Annotated in this window: 23 protein-coding genes and 2 pseudogenes; 12 read left to right on the forward strand and 13 right to left on the reverse strand. The window is 67.3% G+C overall.

The features are described from left to right. Nucleotides 1-370, reverse strand: a 370-nt coding sequence (locus tag D0Z08_RS30630) for an IS110 family transposase (RefSeq protein WP_220454466.1), incomplete at its 3' end; no start/stop codon positions are given. Between the two features lie 275 nt (nucleotides 371-645). Between D0Z08_RS30630 and D0Z08_RS30635 the strand changes: the two genes are divergently transcribed. Continuing rightward, nucleotides 646-981 carry an AbrB/MazE/SpoVT family DNA-binding domain-containing protein gene (locus D0Z08_RS30635; protein ID WP_220454467.1) on the forward strand — a complete coding sequence of 112 codons (336 nt, stop codon included), beginning with the start codon at nucleotides 646-648 and terminating at the stop codon, nucleotides 979-981. Next, a complete protein-coding gene (locus tag D0Z08_RS30640; RefSeq protein ID WP_118929081.1) occupies nucleotides 978-1,289 on the forward strand; it encodes a hypothetical protein in 312 nt (103 codons plus the stop codon). Before D0Z08_RS30635 ends, D0Z08_RS30640 begins: the two co-directional genes overlap by 4 nt. A 117-nt stretch (nucleotides 1,290-1,406) precedes the next feature. On the opposite strand, the gene D0Z08_RS30645 is transcribed toward D0Z08_RS30640, so the two are convergent. Then, on the reverse strand, nucleotides 1,407-1,607 hold the full coding sequence (locus D0Z08_RS30645; RefSeq protein WP_220454468.1) for a helix-turn-helix domain-containing protein: 201 nt from the start codon (nucleotides 1,605-1,607) through the stop codon (nucleotides 1,407-1,409). Between the two features lies 1 nt (nucleotide 1,608). Further along, nucleotides 1,609-1,821 (reverse strand): helix-turn-helix domain-containing protein, encoded by a 213-nt coding sequence (locus D0Z08_RS30650; RefSeq protein WP_118929082.1) that lies wholly within the window; start codon nucleotides 1,819-1,821, stop codon nucleotides 1,609-1,611. Nucleotides 1,822-2,278: 457 nt separating this feature from the next. Here D0Z08_RS30650 and D0Z08_RS30660 point away from each other — a divergent pair, with 457 nt between their 5' ends. The 6 genes from D0Z08_RS30660 (at nucleotide 2,279) to D0Z08_RS30685 (ending at nucleotide 8,622) form a co-directional block, all read left to right on the forward strand. Next, the gene (locus D0Z08_RS30660; protein ID WP_147381596.1) at nucleotides 2,279-3,487 is read left to right on the forward strand and encodes a hypothetical protein; all 1,209 of its coding nucleotides are present in this window, start codon (nucleotides 2,279-2,281) and stop codon (nucleotides 3,485-3,487) included. Nucleotides 3,488-3,631: 144 nt separating this feature from the next. Beyond that, nucleotides 3,632-4,576 carry a PLP-dependent cysteine synthase family protein gene (locus tag D0Z08_RS30665; protein ID WP_118929105.1) on the forward strand — a complete coding sequence of 315 codons (945 nt, stop codon included), beginning with the start codon at nucleotides 3,632-3,634 and terminating at the stop codon, nucleotides 4,574-4,576. A 130-nt stretch (nucleotides 4,577-4,706) separates the two neighbouring features. After that, on the forward strand, nucleotides 4,707-4,874 hold the full coding sequence (locus D0Z08_RS33275; RefSeq protein WP_245994669.1) for a class I tRNA ligase family protein: 168 nt from the start codon (nucleotides 4,707-4,709) through the stop codon (nucleotides 4,872-4,874). 246 nt (nucleotides 4,875-5,120) lie between these two features. Beyond that, nucleotides 5,121-6,221, forward strand: a complete 1,101-nt coding sequence (locus D0Z08_RS30675; RefSeq protein WP_118929085.1) for a flavin-containing monooxygenase — start codon at nucleotides 5,121-5,123, stop codon at nucleotides 6,219-6,221. A gap of 24 nt (nucleotides 6,222-6,245) precedes the next feature. After that, complete coding sequence (locus D0Z08_RS30680) at nucleotides 6,246-6,923, forward strand: hypothetical protein (RefSeq protein WP_118929086.1); 678 nt, start codon at nucleotides 6,246-6,248, stop codon at nucleotides 6,921-6,923. Nucleotides 6,924-6,993: 70 nt separating this feature from the next. Continuing rightward, entirely contained in the window at nucleotides 6,994-8,622 is a 1,629-nt protein-coding gene (locus tag D0Z08_RS30685) for a LuxR family transcriptional regulator (protein ID WP_118929087.1), read from the forward strand. 96 nt (nucleotides 8,623-8,718) lie between these two features. Here D0Z08_RS30685 and D0Z08_RS30690 read toward each other — a convergent pair. The 5 genes and pseudogenes from D0Z08_RS30690 to D0Z08_RS30710 all read right to left on the reverse strand — a co-directional run. Then, a pseudogene (locus tag D0Z08_RS30690) lies at nucleotides 8,719-8,940 on the reverse strand (transposase); the annotation flags it as partial. Nucleotides 8,941-8,986: 46 nt separating this feature from the next. Continuing rightward, nucleotides 8,987-10,882, reverse strand: coding sequence for a tyrosine-type recombinase/integrase (locus D0Z08_RS30695; RefSeq protein WP_118929088.1), 1,896 nt, complete (start codon nucleotides 10,880-10,882; stop codon nucleotides 8,987-8,989). Between the two features lie 44 nt (nucleotides 10,883-10,926). Then, entirely contained in the window at nucleotides 10,927-11,979 is a 1,053-nt protein-coding gene (locus D0Z08_RS30700) for a tyrosine-type recombinase/integrase (protein WP_118929089.1), read from the reverse strand. Between the two features lie 106 nt (nucleotides 11,980-12,085). Next, nucleotides 12,086-13,054: pseudogene (locus D0Z08_RS30705) on the reverse strand (IS256 family transposase); the annotation flags it as partial. Nucleotides 13,055-13,635: 581 nt separating this feature from the next. After that, nucleotides 13,636-14,232 carry a TetR/AcrR family transcriptional regulator gene (locus tag D0Z08_RS30710; protein ID WP_118929091.1) on the reverse strand — a complete coding sequence of 199 codons (597 nt, stop codon included), beginning with the start codon at nucleotides 14,230-14,232 and terminating at the stop codon, nucleotides 13,636-13,638. A gap of 105 nt (nucleotides 14,233-14,337) precedes the next feature. Between D0Z08_RS30710 and D0Z08_RS30715 the strand changes: the two genes are divergently transcribed. The 4 genes from D0Z08_RS30715 (at nucleotide 14,338) to D0Z08_RS30730 (ending at nucleotide 16,976) form a co-directional block, all read left to right on the forward strand. After that, a complete protein-coding gene (locus D0Z08_RS30715) occupies nucleotides 14,338-15,549 on the forward strand; it encodes an MFS transporter (protein WP_118929092.1) in 1,212 nt (403 codons plus the stop codon). Between the two features lie 5 nt (nucleotides 15,550-15,554). After that, nucleotides 15,555-15,995, forward strand: a complete 441-nt coding sequence (locus D0Z08_RS33555) for an Ohr family peroxiredoxin (RefSeq protein WP_281271800.1) — start codon at nucleotides 15,555-15,557, stop codon at nucleotides 15,993-15,995. An 81-nt stretch (nucleotides 15,996-16,076) separates the two neighbouring features. Next, nucleotides 16,077-16,514, forward strand: a complete 438-nt coding sequence (locus D0Z08_RS30725; protein WP_118929093.1) for a carboxymuconolactone decarboxylase family protein — start codon at nucleotides 16,077-16,079, stop codon at nucleotides 16,512-16,514. 228 nt (nucleotides 16,515-16,742) lie between these two features. After that, nucleotides 16,743-16,976, forward strand: coding sequence for a site-specific integrase (locus D0Z08_RS30730; RefSeq protein ID WP_182481592.1), 234 nt, complete (start codon nucleotides 16,743-16,745; stop codon nucleotides 16,974-16,976). 21 nt (nucleotides 16,977-16,997) lie between these two features. On the opposite strand, the gene D0Z08_RS30735 is transcribed toward D0Z08_RS30730, so the two are convergent. The 5 genes from D0Z08_RS30735 to D0Z08_RS30755 form a co-directional block, all read right to left on the reverse strand. Beyond that, nucleotides 16,998-17,270: an integrase core domain-containing protein gene (locus D0Z08_RS30735; RefSeq protein ID WP_118929095.1), complete on the reverse strand. Its 273-nt coding sequence runs from the start codon at nucleotides 17,268-17,270 to the stop codon at nucleotides 16,998-17,000. Further along, a complete protein-coding gene (locus tag D0Z08_RS30740) occupies nucleotides 17,267-17,785 on the reverse strand; it encodes a DDE-type integrase/transposase/recombinase (protein WP_182481593.1) in 519 nt (172 codons plus the stop codon). Before D0Z08_RS30740 ends, D0Z08_RS30735 begins: the two co-directional genes overlap by 4 nt. Nucleotides 17,786-17,836: 51 nt before the next feature. Then, nucleotides 17,837-18,022: a helix-turn-helix domain-containing protein gene (locus tag D0Z08_RS30745; RefSeq protein WP_182481594.1), complete on the reverse strand. Its 186-nt coding sequence runs from the start codon at nucleotides 18,020-18,022 to the stop codon at nucleotides 17,837-17,839. 111 nt (nucleotides 18,023-18,133) lie between these two features. Further along, complete coding sequence (locus tag D0Z08_RS30750; protein WP_118929098.1) at nucleotides 18,134-19,615, reverse strand: sodium:solute symporter family transporter; 1,482 nt, start codon at nucleotides 19,613-19,615, stop codon at nucleotides 18,134-18,136. Between the two features lie 122 nt (nucleotides 19,616-19,737). Then, nucleotides 19,738-20,400 carry a TetR/AcrR family transcriptional regulator gene (locus D0Z08_RS30755; RefSeq protein ID WP_118929099.1) on the reverse strand — a complete coding sequence of 221 codons (663 nt, stop codon included), beginning with the start codon at nucleotides 20,398-20,400 and terminating at the stop codon, nucleotides 19,738-19,740. Nucleotides 20,401-20,517: the final 117 nt, after the last annotated feature.

Genomic DNA, 20,517 nt, shown 5'->3' on the forward strand with positions numbered 1-20,517 from the left:
CACGAGCGGTGAACCTAGCCATCACCGCGCAACCCCACACGCACCGCCGGCAAGACCCACCCGGTAGTTCGGTCAACAGGTCGTTCTTCACCCGCCGGTACTCAAACGCCTTCACCCCCAACGGGTGGGCCAGGTGCACGTTGGCACCTGCCTTCTGGAGGGCGTCGACGGCCCAGTACCAGCCGTAGGTGGCCTCGAGCACTACCTCCGGATCCTCCCCGCCACGTGCGATCACCCGATCGAGGCTCTCGACGTCATTGACGATCCGGACCGACTCCAGCACTTCCCCGGAATCGGTGGTCCTGACGATCACACTGCGTCGCCGGTGAAGATCGATACCAACGAACTGCTTCCCTGCGTACTCTGACATGAGGGGCCTCCTTCGTCGTCGACGTCGAGTACACCCCCAGCATCCGCCGGGGCCGCACGAGGGCGGAGGCCCCGCCCCTTCATCGCATCAGCCTGCGGTTTCTATCGTTTTGGCGCCCGCCGTTGGATGCCGGGTCGGGCCGACTATGCCAGATATATGCCAGATTGACGGCGAAGTTGCCAGGGGTGCGGCCCCAGAACGCTGCCTACGCACCCCATAGCCGTCTTACCGTATTACGGCTTGGCTGTGTTGTGGCAATGTGCGATCATCGAGACATGGACACTAAGCACCGCTACCACGGCTATGTCAGTCTCCAGCGCCGCGGCGTCGTGGCGCTTCCGGCCGAGGTACGCGAGCGCATGCACCTCGACGAGCCTGGCGCCCAGCTGGAGGTGACCGAGCGTGAGGACGGCGTGCTGGAGTTGCGGGCTGCTCTTCCCGTGCCGGCCGACCAGGCGTGGTTCTGGACCCAACGCTGGCAGGAGCGCGAGCGCGAGGTCGACGATCTCGTCGCGGCTGGCCAGGTCGCGGTCCACGACGACGTCGATGACTTTCTCGCCCACGTCGACGACGTGGCCGGCGTCGCGGACGACGGCACCGCTGGCGAGTGAAGTTCGAGACGACCTCGGCGTTCGATCACGACCTACGCCGGCTCAAGCGCGAGTGGCTGGTCGAGTTCAAGAAGGTCGTGAAGGAGAAGTTCGCACCTGCGTGCGACGCGTACGCCGCCGATCCGGCGACGTCGTGGCCTGCCTCGCTGCGAGTGAAACCGGTCCGCAACGCTGATGGGGTCCTCGAGATGACCTGGTCGTTCGCCAGCCCCGACGGGCGCGCGACTTTCGAGCTCGTCACCGTCAACGACGAACTCCGGTGCCGGTGGCGGAGGGTTGGCGATCACGGCGTTTTCAAGGACCCGTGACCCGCAGTAGGGCGCGGGAAGGCGGCGCGCATCCCTGGCTGGGAATACGCGGCTCGGTCAGCATGAGTTTCCGCGGTGCATTGATCGCACCGATGCCCGACGTCTCCGGCCCCCTTGTCAGACCGGTCGCATCAAGTTGTCGAGGTCCTCACGAAGGACGCGGAGGCCGCGTTTGCCGCAGACGTAGGCGGGCAGCTCGCCACTGGCGACGCGGCGACGAACGGTCTTGACTGATGCGGCGATGTAGACCGCTGCCTCCTGGAGCGTCATCCAGTGCTTGGCGCCAGCTTGGTGCTGGTCGTGGCGGATGGTGGCCATCTCACTGGCCTCCCCTGAGGAAGCGGCGAAGCTCGCGGACGGTGATGTAGAGCCGGCCGTTGCCGTTGAACCGCTGCCAGGTTGGTCCTCGGCCCTCGATTCGCCAGCAACGCACAGTGCGCTGCGGGATGCGGACGAACGCGCAGAACTCCTCGAACAGGATGATGCCGTTGTCGTCCCACTCCTCGGGGACGCTGATCGGGGCGATGGTCATGGCCCCACTCCTTCCAGTCGTTCGACCGCGGGATGCGATCGATGTTGGGAGAAGCAACCGGTGGCACCCCGGATCGGACAGGTCGAGTCAGATCGGGTCGTGGATGCTCTCGATCACCTATGTGCGGTCGAGTCGGCTGTGCGATCACACGCGACCAAGAACTGTCAGCGACCGATCCCCGGACGTGCAGGACTGGACGGGCCCGGCAGGGGCTCGGGCGGGCGGCGTGCGCCGGGTTGGAGCATGACGGCTTGGAGGCTGGCGGCGCGGCGCGGTGCTTGCGGGCCGTTAGTTTTGCCGTGCCGGAGCACCTCTACCCGGTTTTTCCCGCCTACGAAGAGCGGTTCCTGTTCTTCGTTCTCACGGCCCTGCGGCAAACGTCGGGCCGCATCGTCTACGTCACTTCACAGCCGATTCTCCCTCGGCTTATCGACTACTTCTTGAGCATGATCCGGGGGTGGATTTGGATGACGTCCGTGCGCGTCTCACGTTTGTCTCCTTATCCGACGGGACACCTCGTCCGCTAACCGAGAAGATCCTCGCTCGACCGCATGTGCTGGACAGGATCCGCGGGGCAATTCCCAACCTGAACCGGGCATTGATCATGCCCTTCAACGTCTCGCGACTTGAAGCGGAACTCGCGGTACAGCTCGGCATTCCGGTCTATGGCCCTGACCCGTCGCTTGATCGGTGGGGCACCAAGACTGGCAGCAGAAGGATTTTCGCGGAGGAGGGCGTCCCGCACGCCTTGGGGGTCGACGGCGTGACGACGGTCAACGACGTCGTTGCGGGAATCGAACGAATCCTCGAAGGTAGTCCGAAGGTACAGAAGGTGATCGTCAAGCTCGATCGCTCGGTGAGCGGCTTGGGGAATGCAACCGTGGATGTTGCGGGGGTTGCCGACCGGGAGGACCTCGCGGCTGCGGTTCGAAGTCTTGCGCCTGAGGACAGCAACACTGATCCCTCGACATACCTGGCGGAGCTGCGAGAGGGCGGCGGCATTGTCGAGGAGCTCATCAGCGGTGAACATTTCCGCAGCCCGAGCGTTCAGATGCGCAACAGCCCGGGCCAGGACGTGGAAATCGTGTCGACTCACGATCAGGTATTGGGTGGTCCGACTGGTCAGATGTTCCTCGGCTGTCGATTTCCCGCCGATCGCGCTTACTCGCAACTGATCAGTCAGGAGGCGATGAAGGTTGGAGACCGACTCGCTCGTGAAGGCGTCATCGGCCGCTATGGGATCGATTTTGTCGTGACGCGCACGAGGGAGGGGTTGTGGGATGCCCGCGCGATCGAGATCAATCTTCGCAACGGTGGCACTACCCATCCGAACCTGACATTGATCGCTCTCACCGACGGAACGTTCGATCCCGACCGAGGTCGTTTTCTGACACCAGATGGCGAGGACCGGCACTACATGTCCACCGACCACCTGCAGCATCCGGCCTTCTCGCGCCTTACACCCGACGACCTGTTGGATCTCGCTGCCGCCCCACCCTTGAAATGGGATGCCGACTCGCTGACGGGTCCAGCGTTCCACCTGGTATCTGCGATCGCGGTGGCCGGCTTGGCAGGGGTGACAGCGATAGCCGAGAGCCGCCACGCAGCGGACCGGCTGTATCAAACGGTGAAGCGAGAACTGATTAGAGAGGCTTCCCGCCTTTAGGCGGCCGTCGACCAGCACGAAGTTGCCGACGCCATCCATCTCCAAAGGTCCACCGCAGGGATTCGCCGTAGTTGCGGCCGCGCACCGTTCAGTGTGTTTCCCCTACTTCCAATGCCGACGATGCCACGGGTGTTCACTGGTGCGATGACAACCGTTCCGGACGGCCGGCCAGCTGGAGTGCTGGCCGCTGTCGGCGGGACACCCATGGTGGAGCTCCGGCGTCTGGTGCCGAACTCGGGGGCGCGCATCTTTGTGAAGTGGGAGCCGGCCAACCCGACCGGGTCCATGAAGGACCGGATGGCGGTCGAAGTGATCCGATCGGCTGCGGCGGACGGCCGGCTGAAACCTGGCGGCACAGTCGTCGAGTACACCGCTGGGACGACGGGCATCTCTCTGGCCCTGGTCTGCGCAGCGCTCGGATACCGGCTGCACGTAGTGTTCTCGGACGCGTTCAGCACCGAGAAGCGCAAGACCATGCTCGCGCTCGGCGCCGAAATCACCGACGAACCCAGCGACGGCGGCCGCATCACCGAGGAACTCATCAAGCGGATGATCGCCACCTCCGCGGAGATCAGCAAGCGCCCCGGGCACTGGTGGTCCGACCAGCTGAACAACCACGACGGGGTGCGCGGCTACCTGCCCCTAGGCGAGGAGATCTGGAGACAGACCGGCGGGCGTGTCGACGCGTTCGTCCATGCCGTGGGCACCGCACACTCAATCCATGGCGCGCCGCGGGGGTTCGGCGAGACCGCGACGCCAGCTCGAGTGGTGGCGGTGGAGCCCGCTGAGTCCGCAGTGTTGTCGGGCGCTCCCACCGGCGCGCACCGCATCGAAGGGATCGGCATCGGTTTCATCCCGCCGCTGTGGCAGCCGGAGCTGGTGGACTCCATCGAGCAGGTCCGCAGCGACGACGCCCAGCAGATGGCCCGCCGGCTCGCGGCCGAGGAAGGAATCTTCGCCGGTACGTCCACTGGGGCCAACGTCATCGCGGCCCTCCGCGTCGCCGAAACACTGCCCGTCGGGGCCCAAGTCGTGACCCTCGCCGTGGACTCCGGCCTTCGCTATGTCAGTAAGGCGCCCTACGCATGATCAGCCCGCATTGTCAGGCGGCATACGCCGCTGTTCGGAGTGAGGTTCCCCCGGACCGTAGAGGCTTCGCTCACTGGTCAACGCCACGCGCAAGGCGATCGACTCCGGCCCTGGTGCCGCCGACCCGGCCGTGCGCGAGGCCGCCGAGACGGTGACGGTCCTGCTGTCGCTGGTCGCGCCGTCCACCGTCGGAGAAATTTGGGAGCAGCTCGGCCAACAGTCGTCGGTCACCCAGGCCTCCTGGCCGGAGGTGGACCCTGCCCTGCTGGAGCGGGACGCCGTCACCGCGGTGGTGTAGATCCAGGGCACGGTCAGGGCCCGGAGCGAAGCCGACCTGGAGGCTGCCGCCACTGGCCGACGAGACCGTCCTGGCCGGCGATCGACGGCCCGCGAGGTGCGACGCGTCATCGTGCGCGCGCGCCCAAGCTGGTCGACATCGTCGTGTGACCTCCGGGCCGATGGGTGAATCCACCCATCGCCTCCGGTGAACAGTTGGGTCTGCTGCCCGATGTGGGGTGCGGTACGTCGTCCCTAGCGTCGACGCATGAACACACAACACATCGAGACCCTGATCATCGGGGCCGGCCAGGCCGGTCTGGCAACCGGCTACCAACTCAAGCGGCTCGGCCGCGACTTCTTGATCGTCGACGGCATGGCCCGCGTCGGCGACAACTGGCGATGCCACTACGACAGCCTGACGCTTTTCACGCCAGCGCGGGCGAACAGCCTGGACGGCGTACCGTTCCCCGGCGACCAGTGGCACTTCCCGACCAAGGACGAGTTCGCCGAGTATCTCGAGCTGTACGCCGTTGCGAACGACCTCCCGGTCCGGATGCAGACCCGCGTCGAGCGACTCGCCGGCCGCGAGGACGGCGGATTCACCGCGACGCTAGGGGATGACGAGGTCACCTGCGACTACGTCGTCGTCGCGACCGGCACCTTCGGTCGTTCGGCGCAGGTCCCGGCACTCGCCAGCGAGATCGACCCTGGTATCCGGCAGCTCCACTCCAGCGACTACCGGCGCCCCGACGAACTTCCCAACGGCCCCGTGCTGGTCGTCGGTGCATCGCACAGCGGTCTGGACATCGCCTACGAGATTGCCGCGACCCGTCCCACCACGCTGGTCGGACCGGAACGTGGCAACGTCCCGCTCGAGTGGGGAACCCATCGCTTGGAGCGGGCCTTCCCGGTCATCGAGTTCGTCTTCAACCACGTACTGACGCGACGCACCCCGATGGGGCGCAAGGTCATGGCGAAGATCCGGCACCACGGAGCTCCCCAACTGCGGGTCAAGCGCCACCACCTCGCCGACCGCGACGTGGAGTGGATCACCGAGCACATCACCGATGTCGACGACGGTCGGCCGTGCCTCGCGGACGGACGGAGCTTCGACGTGGCGAGCATCGTCTGGGCAACCGGCTTCCGGCAGAGCTACGACTGGATCGACCTGCCGCTTCCGGTCGAGGACGGCTGGCCGGTTGAGTACCGCGGCGTCGTCGACGCGATCCCCGGTCTCTACTTCTGCGGCCTGGCGTTCCAGTACTGCTTCGCCTCGGGGGAGGTCAACGGGGTCAGCCGCGACGCGGAGTACCTCGCGCGCCGCATCGCCGCCCGCACTCCGGCCCCGGCACCCGCTACGGCATGAGATCGACCCACGAAGGGAGAAGTCATGTACACCGACACCGACGAGACGACACACGAGACCTCGGCGAGGGGGAGCGCAGCCATCGTCGCGATCGGTCCGCTCCTACTCCTGGGTGCCCTGCTGTGGCACCCGCCCCTACCCGGCCGCCTGCCGGACAGCAACGCGGTCGCCGACGCCGCGGCCGCTGACACCACGACGTGGGGACTGTCCCACCTCGCGCTGGCGATCGCGTCGGCAATGATCGTGCTCGCCTTCGTCGCGGTCCGCGGCCACCTACGTGACCGCGGCGACCGCTCCATGAGTGCGGTCGGCCTCGGGTTCGTGGTGATTGGCAGCACGCTCTACGCCGTGCTGCCCGGGATGGAGTTCTCGCTCCTGGCTGCAGACGAGACCGGCGCTGACCTCGCGGCCACCCAGGACGCGCTGGAGTCGTGGTTCGTGCCGGTCCTCATCGGCGGTTCACTGCTGTTCGCGATCGGTACGACGCTGTTCGCGGTCGCGGTGGTGCGCTCCGCCGCACTCGGCCGGACCGAAGCGCTGGTGATCGCCGGCGCACTCGTCTTCTTCGGGCTCTCGCGGCTGGTGCCGATCGGCGTGGTGCAGTTTTACGTGCAGCCGGCTGCGGCGCTGCTCGCGTTGCTCCCGATCGCCGCGGAGATCGCTGCCCGGACAGCCAGGCCCGCGCGCGCCGGCGCGGCCTGACGCGACCTCGAAGGGTGGCCGCTCGGTCCGCTGCAGCGACTACGCTCATGGCGTAAGGGGATGATGCGCCATGAGCGTCCTGGACGATCTGCATCGGGCTCGCGAGGCCTATGAGCGCCGCGACTGGGTGAAGGCCTATCGGGTGCTGTCGGACCAGGACGAGTCCGATCTGTCCGGGGATGATTTCACCGCACTCGCCACAACTGCGTTCCTGCTCGGTCGTCGCAATGACACCGTTCAGGCGTTGCAGCGGGCCTACCGCGACTATCTCGAACATGGGGATGTTCTCGGTGCCGTCCGCGCGGCCTATCGGCTGGTCGCCACGCTGTGGCAGGACGGCGAGGTCGCCATCGGCAGCGGCTGGCTGGCTCGAGCCGAACGGCTGCTCGACGATCACGGCGAGGATGTGGTGGAGCGCGGATATCTCCTCGAGCGGGCCACCATGCGGCACATCATGCGGGGCGAGTTCGGCGAGGCGGTCGCCACCGCACCGAAGGTCACCGAGTACGGCCGGCGGTTCGCAGACGCAGAGTTGACGGCCTTGGGAGTGCACACGGAGGGGCGGCTGATGATCTTCTCGGGCCGTGTCGCTGACGGGTTGCGCTTTCTGGACGAAGCGATGGTCGGAGTTCTGGCCGGTGAGGTCTCGGCGATCTCCTCGGGCGTGATCTATTGCTCGTCGATCGAGGCCTGCCAAGAGATCTCCGACCTGGGACGGGCCGCCGAGTGGACCCACGCGTTGACCACATGGTGCGACACCCAGCCCGGACTCGTCGCCTTCACCGGGCAGTGCGCCGTGCACCGGGGCCAGCTGATGAGGCTCCATGGTGCCTACCAAGATGCTCTGGCCGAACTGGAACGTGCCGCGGACCGGTATGCCGCAGCCGGCGGTAACCCGGCTGCGGGCCAAGCGCACTACGAGCGGGCCGAGGTCCTGCGGCTGCTCGGTGAGTATGCCGGCGCCCAGGCTGCCTACGACCGCTGTGAAGAGTACGGCCACCCCGGACAGCCCGGCCGAGCGCTGCTTTGGCTCGGCCGACAGCGCGTCGGCACAGCGGTGCCCATCGTCCGGCGGTTGCTGGCCGAGCGGCAAGACCCGGTTCATCGCTCACAGGTGCTGCCCGCGGCGGTTGAAGTGCTGGTCGCCTCGGGCGAGCTTGAAGACGCCGCGGCGCTGGCCGACCAACTCCGCGAGTTCGGCACGGCGTTCGACTGCAGTGCGCTGAGGGCAACCGGGGACTATGCAACGGCGCTGGTCGCGCTCGCGCGTGGCGAGTCCGAGACGGCCCTGATGGCTGCACGCCGGGGCGCCGAGAAATGGGCCGAACTCGCGGCGCCGTACGAGGTCGCGCGATGCCGGGTGCTGGCGGGCAGGACTCTACGGCTGCTCGGCGATGAGGAGTCGGCTGCCGACGAGCTGACTGTGGCCCGCCGCGCGTTCGCTGAACTCCGGGCAGGGCCGGCAGAGCGTGAGGTCGCCGAACTACTGGGGGACACCTCGGTACCGGCGGGGCTCAGCCCACGTGAGCTGGAGGTGCTACGGCTCGTTGCTGCGGGGCGGAGCAATCCCGAGATCGCCGCCGAACTGGTGCTCTCGGAGAAGACGGTGGCGCGGCACCTGTCCAACATCTTCGCGAAGCTCGACGTGGGGTCACGCACCGCGGCGGCCGCTTTCGCCTACGAACACGACCTTGCCTGATCCCTCTAGACCATCAGGAAGACGAGCAGCGCGAGGACTGCCAGCGGTCAAGTCCACGGGCGTGGTGTACGACGGGTGATCCCTCGTCGTTGTAGTTCAGGCCGTGATGGCCTGTAGGTCGGGCACCTCCTCGGTGTCGGGAGCGGTGTCGACAGCTTGGGCGCGGGCGAGGACGTCTAGTCCGAGGTAGCGGCGGCCTTCGGTCCATTCGTCGTGCTGCTCGGCCAGGACGGCGCCGACGAGCCGGATGATGCTGGGCCGGTCGGGAAAGATTCCGACCACGTCGGTGCGTCGGCGGATCTCGCGGTTGAGCCGCTCTTTTATCCGGCCCTCGTGATCGGGTCAAGCGGCTGCGCCGGTCGTTTCATCTTGGCCGGATGTTGTGCAGGTGCCCCTCGAGGGCTGTCGCGACGTGTCGGTGTCGTTCCTGTTCGGCGGTCCAGCCCCGTTCTTCGGCGTCGGTCTGTAGTGCTCGGATGTCGGCAAGTTGGTCGGTGAGCGCCGGCTCGAACTCGACGGCCGGGGTGTAGTTGTCGCAGGTCTCGCAGATGTTGGCGTAGGGGCAGGGTCCCTGGGATTCGTGACGTGAGCAGTAGCCGTGTGCCACGCGGGTCTTGAGCATCTCGCTGGCCAGCCAGGAGATCTTGTCTGGCACGATCGGTCGTCCTACCGGGGTGAGGGTGAGCTGGCGGCGCATCTTGCCCATCGCCTCGTCGTAGGCGCCGCGCAGTGTCGGCGATGCCAGCGTGGCGTAGCGGATGGTCATCTCCGGGGTGACGTGTCCGAGCAATGCCATCAGGGCCTGCAAGGACATGCCGGCGTTAGCCAGTGCGGTGGCGTAGGTGTGGCGTAGCTGGTGCGGGGTGATCGTCAGCGGCGTTCCGTCGGGACCGCATAGGCCGGCTGCTGCCGCGGCGGCGAGGAGTCCGTTGCGCAGCCGGGTGGCCCCGAGCCGTCGCCCGTGTTCGGTGAAGAGGAAGTCGGTGGGTCGGCCGGTGCGGGGGTGTGGGATGGGTCGATGAACACCCCGGTGGTGGGCCCACTGATCCAGCGCCGCCAGGGTTTCCTCGTCGAGCGGGACGGATCGTTCGGTGGCGAGCTTGCCGAGCGGGACCCGTAGCCAGGTCCCGGCGGGGCCGTAGTCGATGACCGCGTCGATCTCAAGGTCGAGAAGCTCCCCTACCCGCAGGCCGGATCCGCGCAGCACCTGCAGGCCGGTCCGGGCGAACCGATCGGGCAGGTCGGCGACGGCGGCCATCAGCCTGGCGTCGACGTCAGGGGCGAGGGCTCGTGGCAGTGCCCGGTCGAGTTTGGGGACGTCGGCGGCGAACACCAGCCGGCTGGCGGGTGCCTCCGCCCAACCCCAGGCGGCGATGTCCTCGAGCAGGTTGCGCAGGCTCAGGACGGCGGCCTGGGTGACCGCTGGCGACACCGGCTGGGGGCGGGCCTTGCGGCCGCGCCACGAACGGGTCCGGTTCCAGATCAGGAACTCCTCGACGTGGTGGCGTTCCAGGTCCCGCAGCGTGGTGACTTCGGGGTGCTGGGCGGTGAGGAACTCCGCGAACGGCAACAGGTCGTTGACCAGGGACTCCACCGAGCGGGGGCGCAGCACGCTCGCGCGGGTCTGGACGTAGCGCAGCATCACTGTCCGGATCGCCTCGGCCATAGCGACCTCGGCGAAGCGCTGCTCCAGCGTCCGGGACCAAGGCCGGCGCCGCGGCGGGGCGTCATGGACGCCGATCTCGAACATCAGCTGTCGCAGGCTGGCCAGCCGGGCCCGGTAGGCACGCAGCGAGGACCGCGACAGCTGCATCGTCTGGCCCAGCTGCTCGTCGAACTCGGCGAAGACCTGCTGGTTGAGGTCGGCGACGGCGCCGCCGTGCCAGGCCAACAGGACCGCCAGACAGTCACCGAGCACGGTCTCGACCCAGGCTGCGGTCCAGCCCAGCCGATGGCCGGCGGCGCGTGCGGCGGCGAAGTCCTCGGCATGGCGGGCTTCGACGATGGCGCCGAGTCCGGTGAGGTTCTTGGCCGCGGCCAACTCGAGGTCGAGCCGTAGCCGGCCGGTGCCAATGAGGAACACCAGCAGCGGCCACGCGCGGGTGCGGCGCAGCTCGGTGACCCGTGACGTGGCCGGCTGATCCATCCAGACCCACGGATCCGGATGGACAGCGAGGAACCCGCGGGCACTGCGAAGCCGGTCCCGCAGCGCCCGGTCGCCGCAGCCGAGCCGCTGGCAGTGCTCGACATAGGCACTCATCCAGTCGTGATCTGCTGTGGTCGCGGTCCTTGCGACGGCGGTGCTCACCGGACGTCACTCAGGGTCGCCCGGGCGGCCGCGTACTCGGCAGCCAGGTGCTCGGTGGAGAGATGCACGTACCTGCTGGTGGTTTCCGGGCTGACGTGGCCCATCAGCTCCCGTAACGCCAGCAGGTCGATCCCTGCGACGGCAAGCTCGGTGCCGTAGGTGTGCCGCAGCCGGTGCGGTCGCACCCTGGTCGCTCCCGAGGTGTCCCGGTGCCGCCGAAACAGCGCCCGTAGCCCCGCTTCGCTGACCGGCGCGCCGGTGGTGGGTCCGCGCAGCACCACGAAGCACTCCGGGGTGGTGAGTCCGCGGGGTCGCTCGTGACGCAGATAGGCGACCAGCTCGGCGAAGAACGCGGCGTCGACCGGGACCACCCGTTCCCGTCCACCCTTGCCGACCACCCGCAGCCGTCGTCGTCCCTGGTCGACGTCCTTGATCAGCAAACCGCGGACCTCTGCCGAACGCAGGCCGCCCAGCAGCATGGCCAGCACCATCGCCCGGTCCCGATGGGTCCGCAACCCCGACATGAAGGCCTGCACCTCGGCCAGATCCAGCGACTCCGGAAGCCGACGCTGCTCACGCACCAGACGCCCGCCGCCACGTGCACGACCCGGGCCGAGATGGCCGAGCATGCCCCGGGCGGTGGGCCGCAGCCCCTGACCCCGACGCGGTGCGGGGACCGGATTCGCCGCACAGGCCTTGCTCATCACCAGGAACTCGAAGAACGCGCGCACTGCGGCGACCCTGCGGTTGATCGTCGCGGGCGCGGCACTGCGTGGTGCGAGCCGGACCACCTTCCCCGACCCCGGTGTGCGGGCGCCCTGCCAGTCGACCCACGCGAAGACGTCCATCGGCTCGACCGAACCCAGCGCGACGTCCCGCTCGTCGAGGAACCGGGCGAAGTTGACCAAGTCGAAGGCATAGGCCCGGACCGTCGCCGGCGAGAAGGCCCGCGCCCGTAGATGCGCCAGGAACTCGTTCCCTACTCCGATCCCGGGCCAGTCGCCGACCAAACAGTGCTCGCCATCCACAACCTGTACCGACACCGTCATCGCAGCTTCCCTTCATCCACCGTCAGCATTGACCTGCCAGCAGGCCACCGCAGGGACCTCACGCCGCTAACAGGAGCGTGTCCTCTGAGGGCCGGTTAACGGATAGGGGGTTGTTCGACCAGATCTGACGCCAGATCTCCTTGGGGAACGCGGTGAAGGCGAGGATGTCGGCGCGGGCGTCCTCGAGATGCTCCGCGACGGTGGGGAGCTTCTCGTGCAGGGCGTCGAGAACGCGGTCGAACTGGGCGTGCACAGCCTCGGCGTCGGGCTGGTCGTAGATGGAGTGCAGGAGCGCCTTGACCCACCCCCAAGAGCTCTTCGGTGTGATGGACATCAGGTTGGCGGCGTAGTGGGTACGGCAGCGTTGCCAGGCGGCGCCGGGCAGGGTCGCGCTGATCGCGGCGGTGAGTCCGGCGTGGGCGTCGGAAGTGACGAGCTTGACCCCGGACAGGCCGCGGGCGGTCAGGTCGCGGAAGAACCCGAGCCAGCCGGCGCCGTCTTCGCTGCTGGTGACCTGGACGCCGAGGATCTCGCGGTGGCCGTCAGCGTTGACGCCGGTGGCGATCAGCACGTGTACCGGCACCACCCGGCCGCCTTCGCGGACCTTGAGCACCAGGGCGTCGGCGGCCACGAACGTGAACGGCCCGGCTTCCTCGAGCCGTCGGGTGCGGAACTCCTCGACGTGCTCGTCGAGCTCTTTGGCCATCACCGAGACCTGGGACTTCGACAGCCCGGTGATCCCGAGGGTCTGCACGAGCTTGTCCATCCGCCGGGTCGAGACACCCAGCAAGTAGCAGGTCGCCACCACCGAGGTGAGCGCGCGTTCGGCACGCTTGCGGCGCTCGAGTAGCCACTCCGGGTACAGCGACCCGGTGCGGAGCTTGGGGACCGCGACGTCGAGGGTGCCCATCCGGGTGTCCAGGTCGCGGTGTCGGTAGCCGTTGCGGGAGTTGACCCGCTCCGGGGTCCGCTCGCCATAGCCGGCGCCGCACACCGCTTCAGCCTGCGCGCCGAGCAGTGCGTTGACGAACGTGGTGAGCAGATCACGCATCAGGTCAGGACTGGCCTGGGACAGCTGCTAGTTTAGGAAGCGGGCAGGGTCGATACTGGGTACAGCGGTCATCGCGGTGTTCCTTCTTCGAGTCGGTTTTCGCAGATCACTCGAAGGATCCACCCGGTGGCCGCGCCTACGTTGGAGGCACGCACTCACTCAGGTCCGTCGTACACCACTCTGCTGGACTCCACTCTGCCAGCAGGAGGAGCGTCAGATTTCCGGTGTAACTGGCCACTGGCGTCCATAGGCATGGATGCAACTCGATGATCGGGCGCGCGCTGGCCAGGCATAACCGAACTGACCGACAGGCTGGCTGACTTGGCCAGCTCGCCCGCCGATTGCGGATAACAACTTGCCGCGCGCTAGAAGTGAACCGACGGCAAGTCTTACTGGGCGAAGTGCAGCGGGCTTTGCGTCGCCTGCATCAAATCGTTTCGCAAGCCGAACCCCTGGCGGAGGAGACGCCGGGTCTGCCCCCAGTGGTAGGTGCGGTTGCCGGCTCCGTCTGGATGGCGCCGTTGATGGTGGTGATCGGACGGGCGGCGTCGAGTTCGAGATCACACGTGCAACACAACAGCGGCGACCTACTGCTCCGTTTCCGGTCAGACTCGGGAAGGTTTCCGGTCGCCACTGTCCCGGACGGCGTCGCTGAGCACTTGTGCCGCCATGTCTCGCGCGATGCGAACAGCTCCAGGGTGAGCATCAAGGTTGGAGTTGGCAACCGCGCCGTCGTAGAGGACGACAAGCTTGCTCGCGACGGTCGAAGGGTCCTTGAAGCCCACTTCACGGGTGAGCCCCAGGAGCAGATCTGACATCCATCCGCGGAAGCGTTTCAGCGCGTGGGCCTCCATCCCGCCGGCTGGTGCCTCGGCGTTGGCATTGGCAAAGGGGCAGCCGTTCCAGCCAGGCAGTTCCACTGCCTCCTGCAGGGCGTCGAACACCGCCAGGATCTTCTCGAGGGGGTCCTCTAGGACATCCAGGTACTTCTGCACTCGGGTCCGCCGCTGCTGGTCACGGCCGTCGAGGTACGCCTCGACCAACGCTTCCTTGTTGGCGAAGTTGTAGAACAGCGATCCCTTGGCCACACCGGCTTCCTCGATGATCCGGTCGATGCCAACGGCGTGCACTCCTTCGGCATAGAAGAGCCGGTCGGCGGTCTGGAGCAACCGCTCGCGGGCAGATGGACGTTTCGGGGCCATGGGGAGAGCGTATCAGACAGATCTGTCTAAGATTGCCTTGACTTCTTTGGACAGATCTGTCTAATCTGATCCGTACTAGACAACCCTGTCTAAGCGGAGGCTTCCATGAACACCACCTCGAGCGCACGCTCTGCCTTCATCGGGTTGGCGGCCACCTTCGCGCTCTTCTTCGTAGCGGCCGGCGCCCCAACGCCCCTGCTGGCCCTGCAGCAGCAGCAGTGGGGATTCGGTCCCGGCACTCTCACCTTCGCCTTCTCCGTGTATGCGCTCGGGCTGCTGGGCGCACTCCTGATCGGCGGCTCACTCTCCGACCACATCGGCAGGCGGCCCGTCCTGCTCGCCGCGCTGTACGGGGAGCTCCTTTCGATCGCCGTCTTCGTTTTCGCGTCGTCGATCACCTGGGTGATCGTCGCCCGCGCGATCCAGGGATTCGCGACCGGTGTGGCGACGAGCGCGTTCAGCGCAGCCATCGTCGAGGCCGCGCCCGCCCGGCTCAAGGTGCTGGCTGGCGGGCTGGCCGCGGCCTCTGTCGCCGGCGGGCTCGGGATCGGCGCACTTCTCACCGGGGCCGCGGTCGAGTGGCTGGACAACGCCAACACGATCGTCTTTGTCGCGCTCGGGATCGCGTTCGCCGCGTCAACGGCATTCGTCCATTTCACTCCCGAAACTGGAGCTAGCCGCCCGGGCGCCTGGGCATCGCTAGCTCCTAGGCTGAGCCTCCCGAGTGCGGTCAGGTCCGATTTCATCGGGGCAGTGCCCGGCCTCGTGGGTGCGTGGATGACTCCGGCCTTCTTCCTCGGTCTGGCCCCGACCATCCTGCGGCTCCACTTCGACCTCTCCGGTGGCCTCGTCTCGGGCTTCACCGCGTTCCTGGGGCCTTTCGTCGCGGCGGTTGCCGGCTTCTGGTTCGCGAAGCGGGCTCCCCGATGGGGCACCCGGGTCGGCGGCATGTTGGTCGCCGTAGGCATGGCGCTGGTCCTCGTCGGGGTCCTCACCCACGTCGTTCTGCTGGTCTGGCTCGGCGCAGTGGTGGGCGGCTTCGGCTTCGGTGGAACCTTCGGCGGCACCATCCGCCTGATTGCACCCGCGATTCAGCCTCATGAACGTGCGGCGACCTTCGCCTCGCTCTACACCGTTGCCTACCTCGCGTTCGGCGTGCCTGTCATCGCCGCCGGGCAGCTCGCCCCGCACCTGGGCCTGGTCACGACGGTCGAGATCTACACCGCCACGGTGATCGTGCTCGGCGTCGCGGCCGCCCTTGTCCAGGCCGTAAAGGCCAACACAACAAGCCCGGTCAACGCCGCCCAGGCGAACTGACCACCATCGGAAGGGGAAAAGAGAATGACACCGAAGTACACCGCCGTCATCACCACCACCGGCGAGGGCCGCCACGGGGGCCGCAGCATCTCCGGCGACGGCAACCTCAACGTCAAGCACGCCTTCCCCAAGGAGATGGGAGGCGCTGGCGACGGTACCAACCGGAGCAGTTGTTGGGTGCGGGCTGGTCGTCCTGCTTCCGCGGCGCCCTCGACCGGGCCGCGTCCAGTCAGGGGATCAAGCTTAGCAACGTCGACGTCACCACCGAGATCTCCCTGTTCGCGGAAGGAGACAACTTCTGGCTCGGAGCCGTCCTGCGGGCGCAGACCATAGACGTCGACCGGGCAACGCTCGCCAGCCTGATGGATGAGGCCCACCAGCTGTGCCCCTACTCGAAGGCGACGCGCGGAAACATCGAGGTCCAGCTGGTCGCCGAGGCCGCCTGACCCCTCCCTGCGGGGCGGCCATGTGGCCGCCCCGCAGGCACGACCCAACCTCCCCGCCAACCCAGTCATCAGGAAGCAAACATGGAACACGTCAATATCGGCAAGATCCACCCCGACAGTTACAAGCAGCTGCTTGGCCTCTCGACCCACGCTGAGGCAGCGTTCGCCGAGGCAGGTCTCAGCCCCTTGCTCGCCGAACTCGTGAAGATCCGCGTCTCCCAGATCAACGGCTGTGCCTTCTGCCTACGCGCCCACAGCCGTGATGCTGTCGCCAAGGGCGAGTCCGCAGATCGGCTGGCGGTCCTCGCGGCCTGGTGGGAGTCTCAGTACTTCTCCCCGGTCGAAGAGGCGGCCCTCCAGATCGCCGAAGACACCACCCAGCTGACTGCGGCCACGAAGCGCCGGGAGCTCGCCGGGTCCCTAACCGCCGACCAAGTCTCCGCCATCAGATGGCTGGCCATTGTGATGAACGCATGGAACCGGGTTGCGATCCAAAGTCACTACCCGGTGTCGGCATGAGGACCCTCCCATAAACGCTGGTGGGCGGTGTGGGCAGCGCCCTACTACTTGCCTCAGGCCTGATCGGGACGTGTATGCAGACGAGCATTGGTCCGCGGCTATTCCCGAATACTCGGTCGAAGCGGGCAAACCGCGGCATAGTACGTACCAAGCCCCCTCTTCACGCGCGTCCTGTGGAAAAACCATCCCACGAGCGAGCGGATCGGTCCGGGCGCGATCAGCAGAACCGTGCAGGAACGAGCCAACGCGGCCGGCTTCGACGGCATGCCGGTCTCGGGTCACTCACTCCGCGCCGGACACGCCACCACGGCCGCCATGAACGGCGCCCCGATCGACAGGATCGCCGCGCAGACGCGACACCGAGACCTCGGCACCCTGCTCAACCACTACATCGGGCCCGCCGAGGCGATGGCGACCACCACCAGCCGCGACCTCGGCCTCTGCGTCCCGACCGGGTTCTGACCGGCGTCGAGAGCAAGGCCGTCAGGCCAGTTCCCGGGTGAGTTCGCGGACGCGGTCCTCGCGGACGCGGTCCTCGCGGACGCGGTCCTCGCGGACGCGGTCGTGGGTGTCGTTGCTGCGGTCACCGGGTCCGGCTTTCGGACGGCCTGCATAAGCGGCTGCCGGGGTGGCCCGGTGAGGCAGGGAATGATGCGGACGCTGGGTGTTGTACTCGCTGCGGAACTGGTCGAGCAGGGCTTGCAGCTCGGCCAGGGTGGTGGGCTGGACGTGCTGGGCGCGTAGCCACTTCTTCATCGTCTGTTGGAACCGCTCGACCTTGCGCAGGTGGTGGGGTGGTTGGGACGGGAGTTCTTCTGGGTGATCCCGAGTCGTCGGAGCTCGACCTCGAGCTTGGTCTTGCCGCCGCGGCCGCCGGCGAACCGGACGGTGTAGACCATGCCGTTGTCAGTCAGCGTGGACGCCGGATAGCCGTGCTGGCCTGCGGTTTCGGTGAACGTGGCGAGCACGATCGGTGCGGTGATACGGGTGTGGGCGCTGATGTGCAGGGCGTAGCGGGAGTGGTCATCGAGCCAGGTGATGATCTCGACATCGACGCCGGGAGTGCCGTCGGGTGGGGTGTGCCGATATTGGGTGAAGTCGGACTGCCAGGTCTCGTTGGGCTGCTCGGCCTCGAACCGCAGGTAGGAGGACTTCGGTCGCTTCGACGGGTCCGGGACCACCGCCGAGTTCCGGACCAGGATCCGGTGGACCGTCGCCCGTGACAACGCCAGCTGGTGGTGGTGTTCGAGGTGCCAGCGCACGGTGTCCACGCCGGCGTCGTGACCGGCCTCGGCCAACTCCTTGCGCAGCCGCAGCGCCAGCTAGATCGTCGCCGGTGGTGTCGCGTTCGGGGAGTTGTTCGGACGCCTCGAGATCGGCTCGAAGGCAGCCTCGCCGACCTCCTCGTAGCGGGCCTTGAGGCGGTACACCCAGGAGCGGTGCACGCCGTAGCGGGATGCGACCTCAGCGACGGTCTGGTTCTCGGTCAACAGCGCAGTGATGCGCAAACCCTCCACATTGAGCTGCTGACATTCAGATGGTCCCGCTCGACCCAACGGACACCGATCGCCGGTCGTTCCGATAAACGAATCGATCGTATCGATATACGGAACGGTCGGTCAGGCGGGCGCCGGGGCGAGTCGGTCCTCGTGCCGCAGCTCGACCTCCTCGCGTGCGTGGTTCGCCGTGAGCGCGGAGACGCTCACGAAGGATCCGATGCCGGCCGCGAAGGCGATGAGGGTCACCCATCCGTCGAGGCCCGCGCCCACGACCGAGTTGTCGATGTAGAGGATGTCGTTCGGCAGGCCGTAGATCGTCGGCGTCAGGGCCAGCAACACGATCCGGACCGTGAGCCCGACCGTCGTGCCGACCAGTGCTCCGGTGGTGGTGGCGCCCTTCCAGAACAGTCCGAGCACGAACGGTGCCACCAGGCAGGCCAGCATCAGGTCGAAGGCCAGGGTCAGCAGGATGCCGGTCTGGCTGACCCGGACGGCCAGGAGCGCGCCAACGGCGACGACTGGCAGCATCGCGACGCGGGTCCACTTGAGCAGCGGGTCGGCGTGCCCGGGCGCGACCTCGCGGGTGACGCCCGCAAGGTTCCGGACCGCAACGGCCGAGGTGGCGAGGACCGCGCCGGATGCAGTGGAGAACGACGCCGCCACGACCCCGGAGAGGACAAGCACCGCGAGGATCGCTGGCGCGTAGCCGTCGAGCAGCTGGAACATGACAGGGCCGTCGGCAGTGCTGAGCCCCAGCGCTGAGACGGAACTGAGGGCGACCAGCGACCAGACCGTGCCGATCGCGGCGGTGGCGCCGGCGGCGATGAAGCAGGACCGGCGAGCGGCTGCGGGGCTCTTGGCGCCGAAGATGCGCTGCATGAAGTCGATCGCGACCAGATCGCCGATGCCGAGTGCGATTAGCGTTGCCCAGTTGATCGGTGCTCCTTGCGCGCTGTCGGTCAGTTGACCGAGGTCGAACGGGCCGAGGCCGTCTGGGATGGCGATGCCGTACTCGGCGGCGAACCAAAGGAAGAGCGCTGCCGTGGCGATGACGGTGATCACGGCCTGGATGACCGCGGTGTAGGCGTCGGAGAACAGGCCGCCGCCCACCGTGTAGGCGAGCACGAGGCAGATGGCGAGGACCACGCCGAGCTCGTAGGGCATGCTCGTGAAGTACTCCAAGAGGAATCCGCAGGCCACCATGTTGCCCGCCAGCAGGATCGTGAACGCGAAGATCATCAGGATGGAGGCAAGCACCTCCATCCGCCGGTCGTAGCGCCGCGCGAAGAAGTCGGCGAGGGTGAAGAGGCCCATCCGGTTCATGGGCGCGGCGAGGAACATGCCGGCGATGAGCAGGCAGACCGCCAGGCCGAGGGCCAGGGAGGCGCCGGCCCAGAAGCCGAAGGATGAGCTGAGGTCGGTGTTGCCGATCGTGGCGTTGCTGTCGACGGCCGCGGTGCCCAGTGCCACAGCGACGAGGGGTACGCCGAGCTGGCGGCCGGCGACGAGGTAATTGGCGCTGTCGCCGTCGACCTTTCGTGCGACCGCGATGCCGACGACGAGGACGAGGAGGACGGTGAGTCCGACTCCGGTGATGATCATGACGGGAGGCTCCTGTCGGTGATGCCCATCGACCGCGCCGCTTTTCGGTCGATCGATAGAAACTGGTCACCATTGAGCCGCCACCAGGTTTCGCGGCATCGCGCCGCTTCGTGACGTTTCTGTTAATCGACAGGTAGTTCGGCGCCGATCTCCTCGACCAGTGCGTCCCCCGCGGAGTGCGTGACTGGGTCGAGCCCCAGGATCCGCAACGCACTGTCAGCGATCAGCGGGGGCGTGGACTGCGGCAGTCGACCCTCGGTCCGCCGCCGGAGGATCACTGACTCGACGAGCCCGAATGCCGCGCTAGCCAGGGGATGCGCTTCGCGGGCGCCGAGCCCGAGTGCCTCGCCGACCAGCTTGCGGTAGGCGATGTAGAGCTTCTTCCGCTCGGCATGAAAGGGGGTGAAGTGGTCGTCCGACAGTTCGGGCACCAGGTAGAGCGCGCCGACGTTGTGGCGTCCTGACAGAAGTAGGCGAGCGTCGTACGCACAGAGTGCCCAGATGCGGGCCGCAGTGGGCTCGGGGCGTGGCACGACCGCTTGGGCGAACGTGACGGACGGCCTCACGGTCTCGAGTAGGAGCGCCAGCAGGACGTCCTTCTTGCCGGCGAAGTAGTGGTACATCGTCGCCTGGGACAGCCCGGCCTCGTCGGCGAGCCGGTGGGTGCTGGTGCTGCCGTAGCCGATCTCGGTGAAGAGCTTCGCTGCCGCTAGGAGGATGTCCTCCTCGGTCGACCGTCCCGACTCTGACGGCCCTTTTGCGCGCGGTCGTCCCAACTTCGCCATGCGCCGAACCTACTCGAGCGGTGTTACGCAGAGTTAACGACCGGATGCTGGTGCCGGGTCGTCACGACATGCAGAGTTTCTGTCGTTTGATCGAAAGTCGACAGAGGAGCCCGCCTG

The organism is Nocardioides immobilis, from assembly GCF_003515065.1.
GTDB classification, from domain to species: domain Bacteria; phylum Actinomycetota; class Actinomycetes; order Propionibacteriales; family Nocardioidaceae; genus Nocardioides; species Nocardioides immobilis.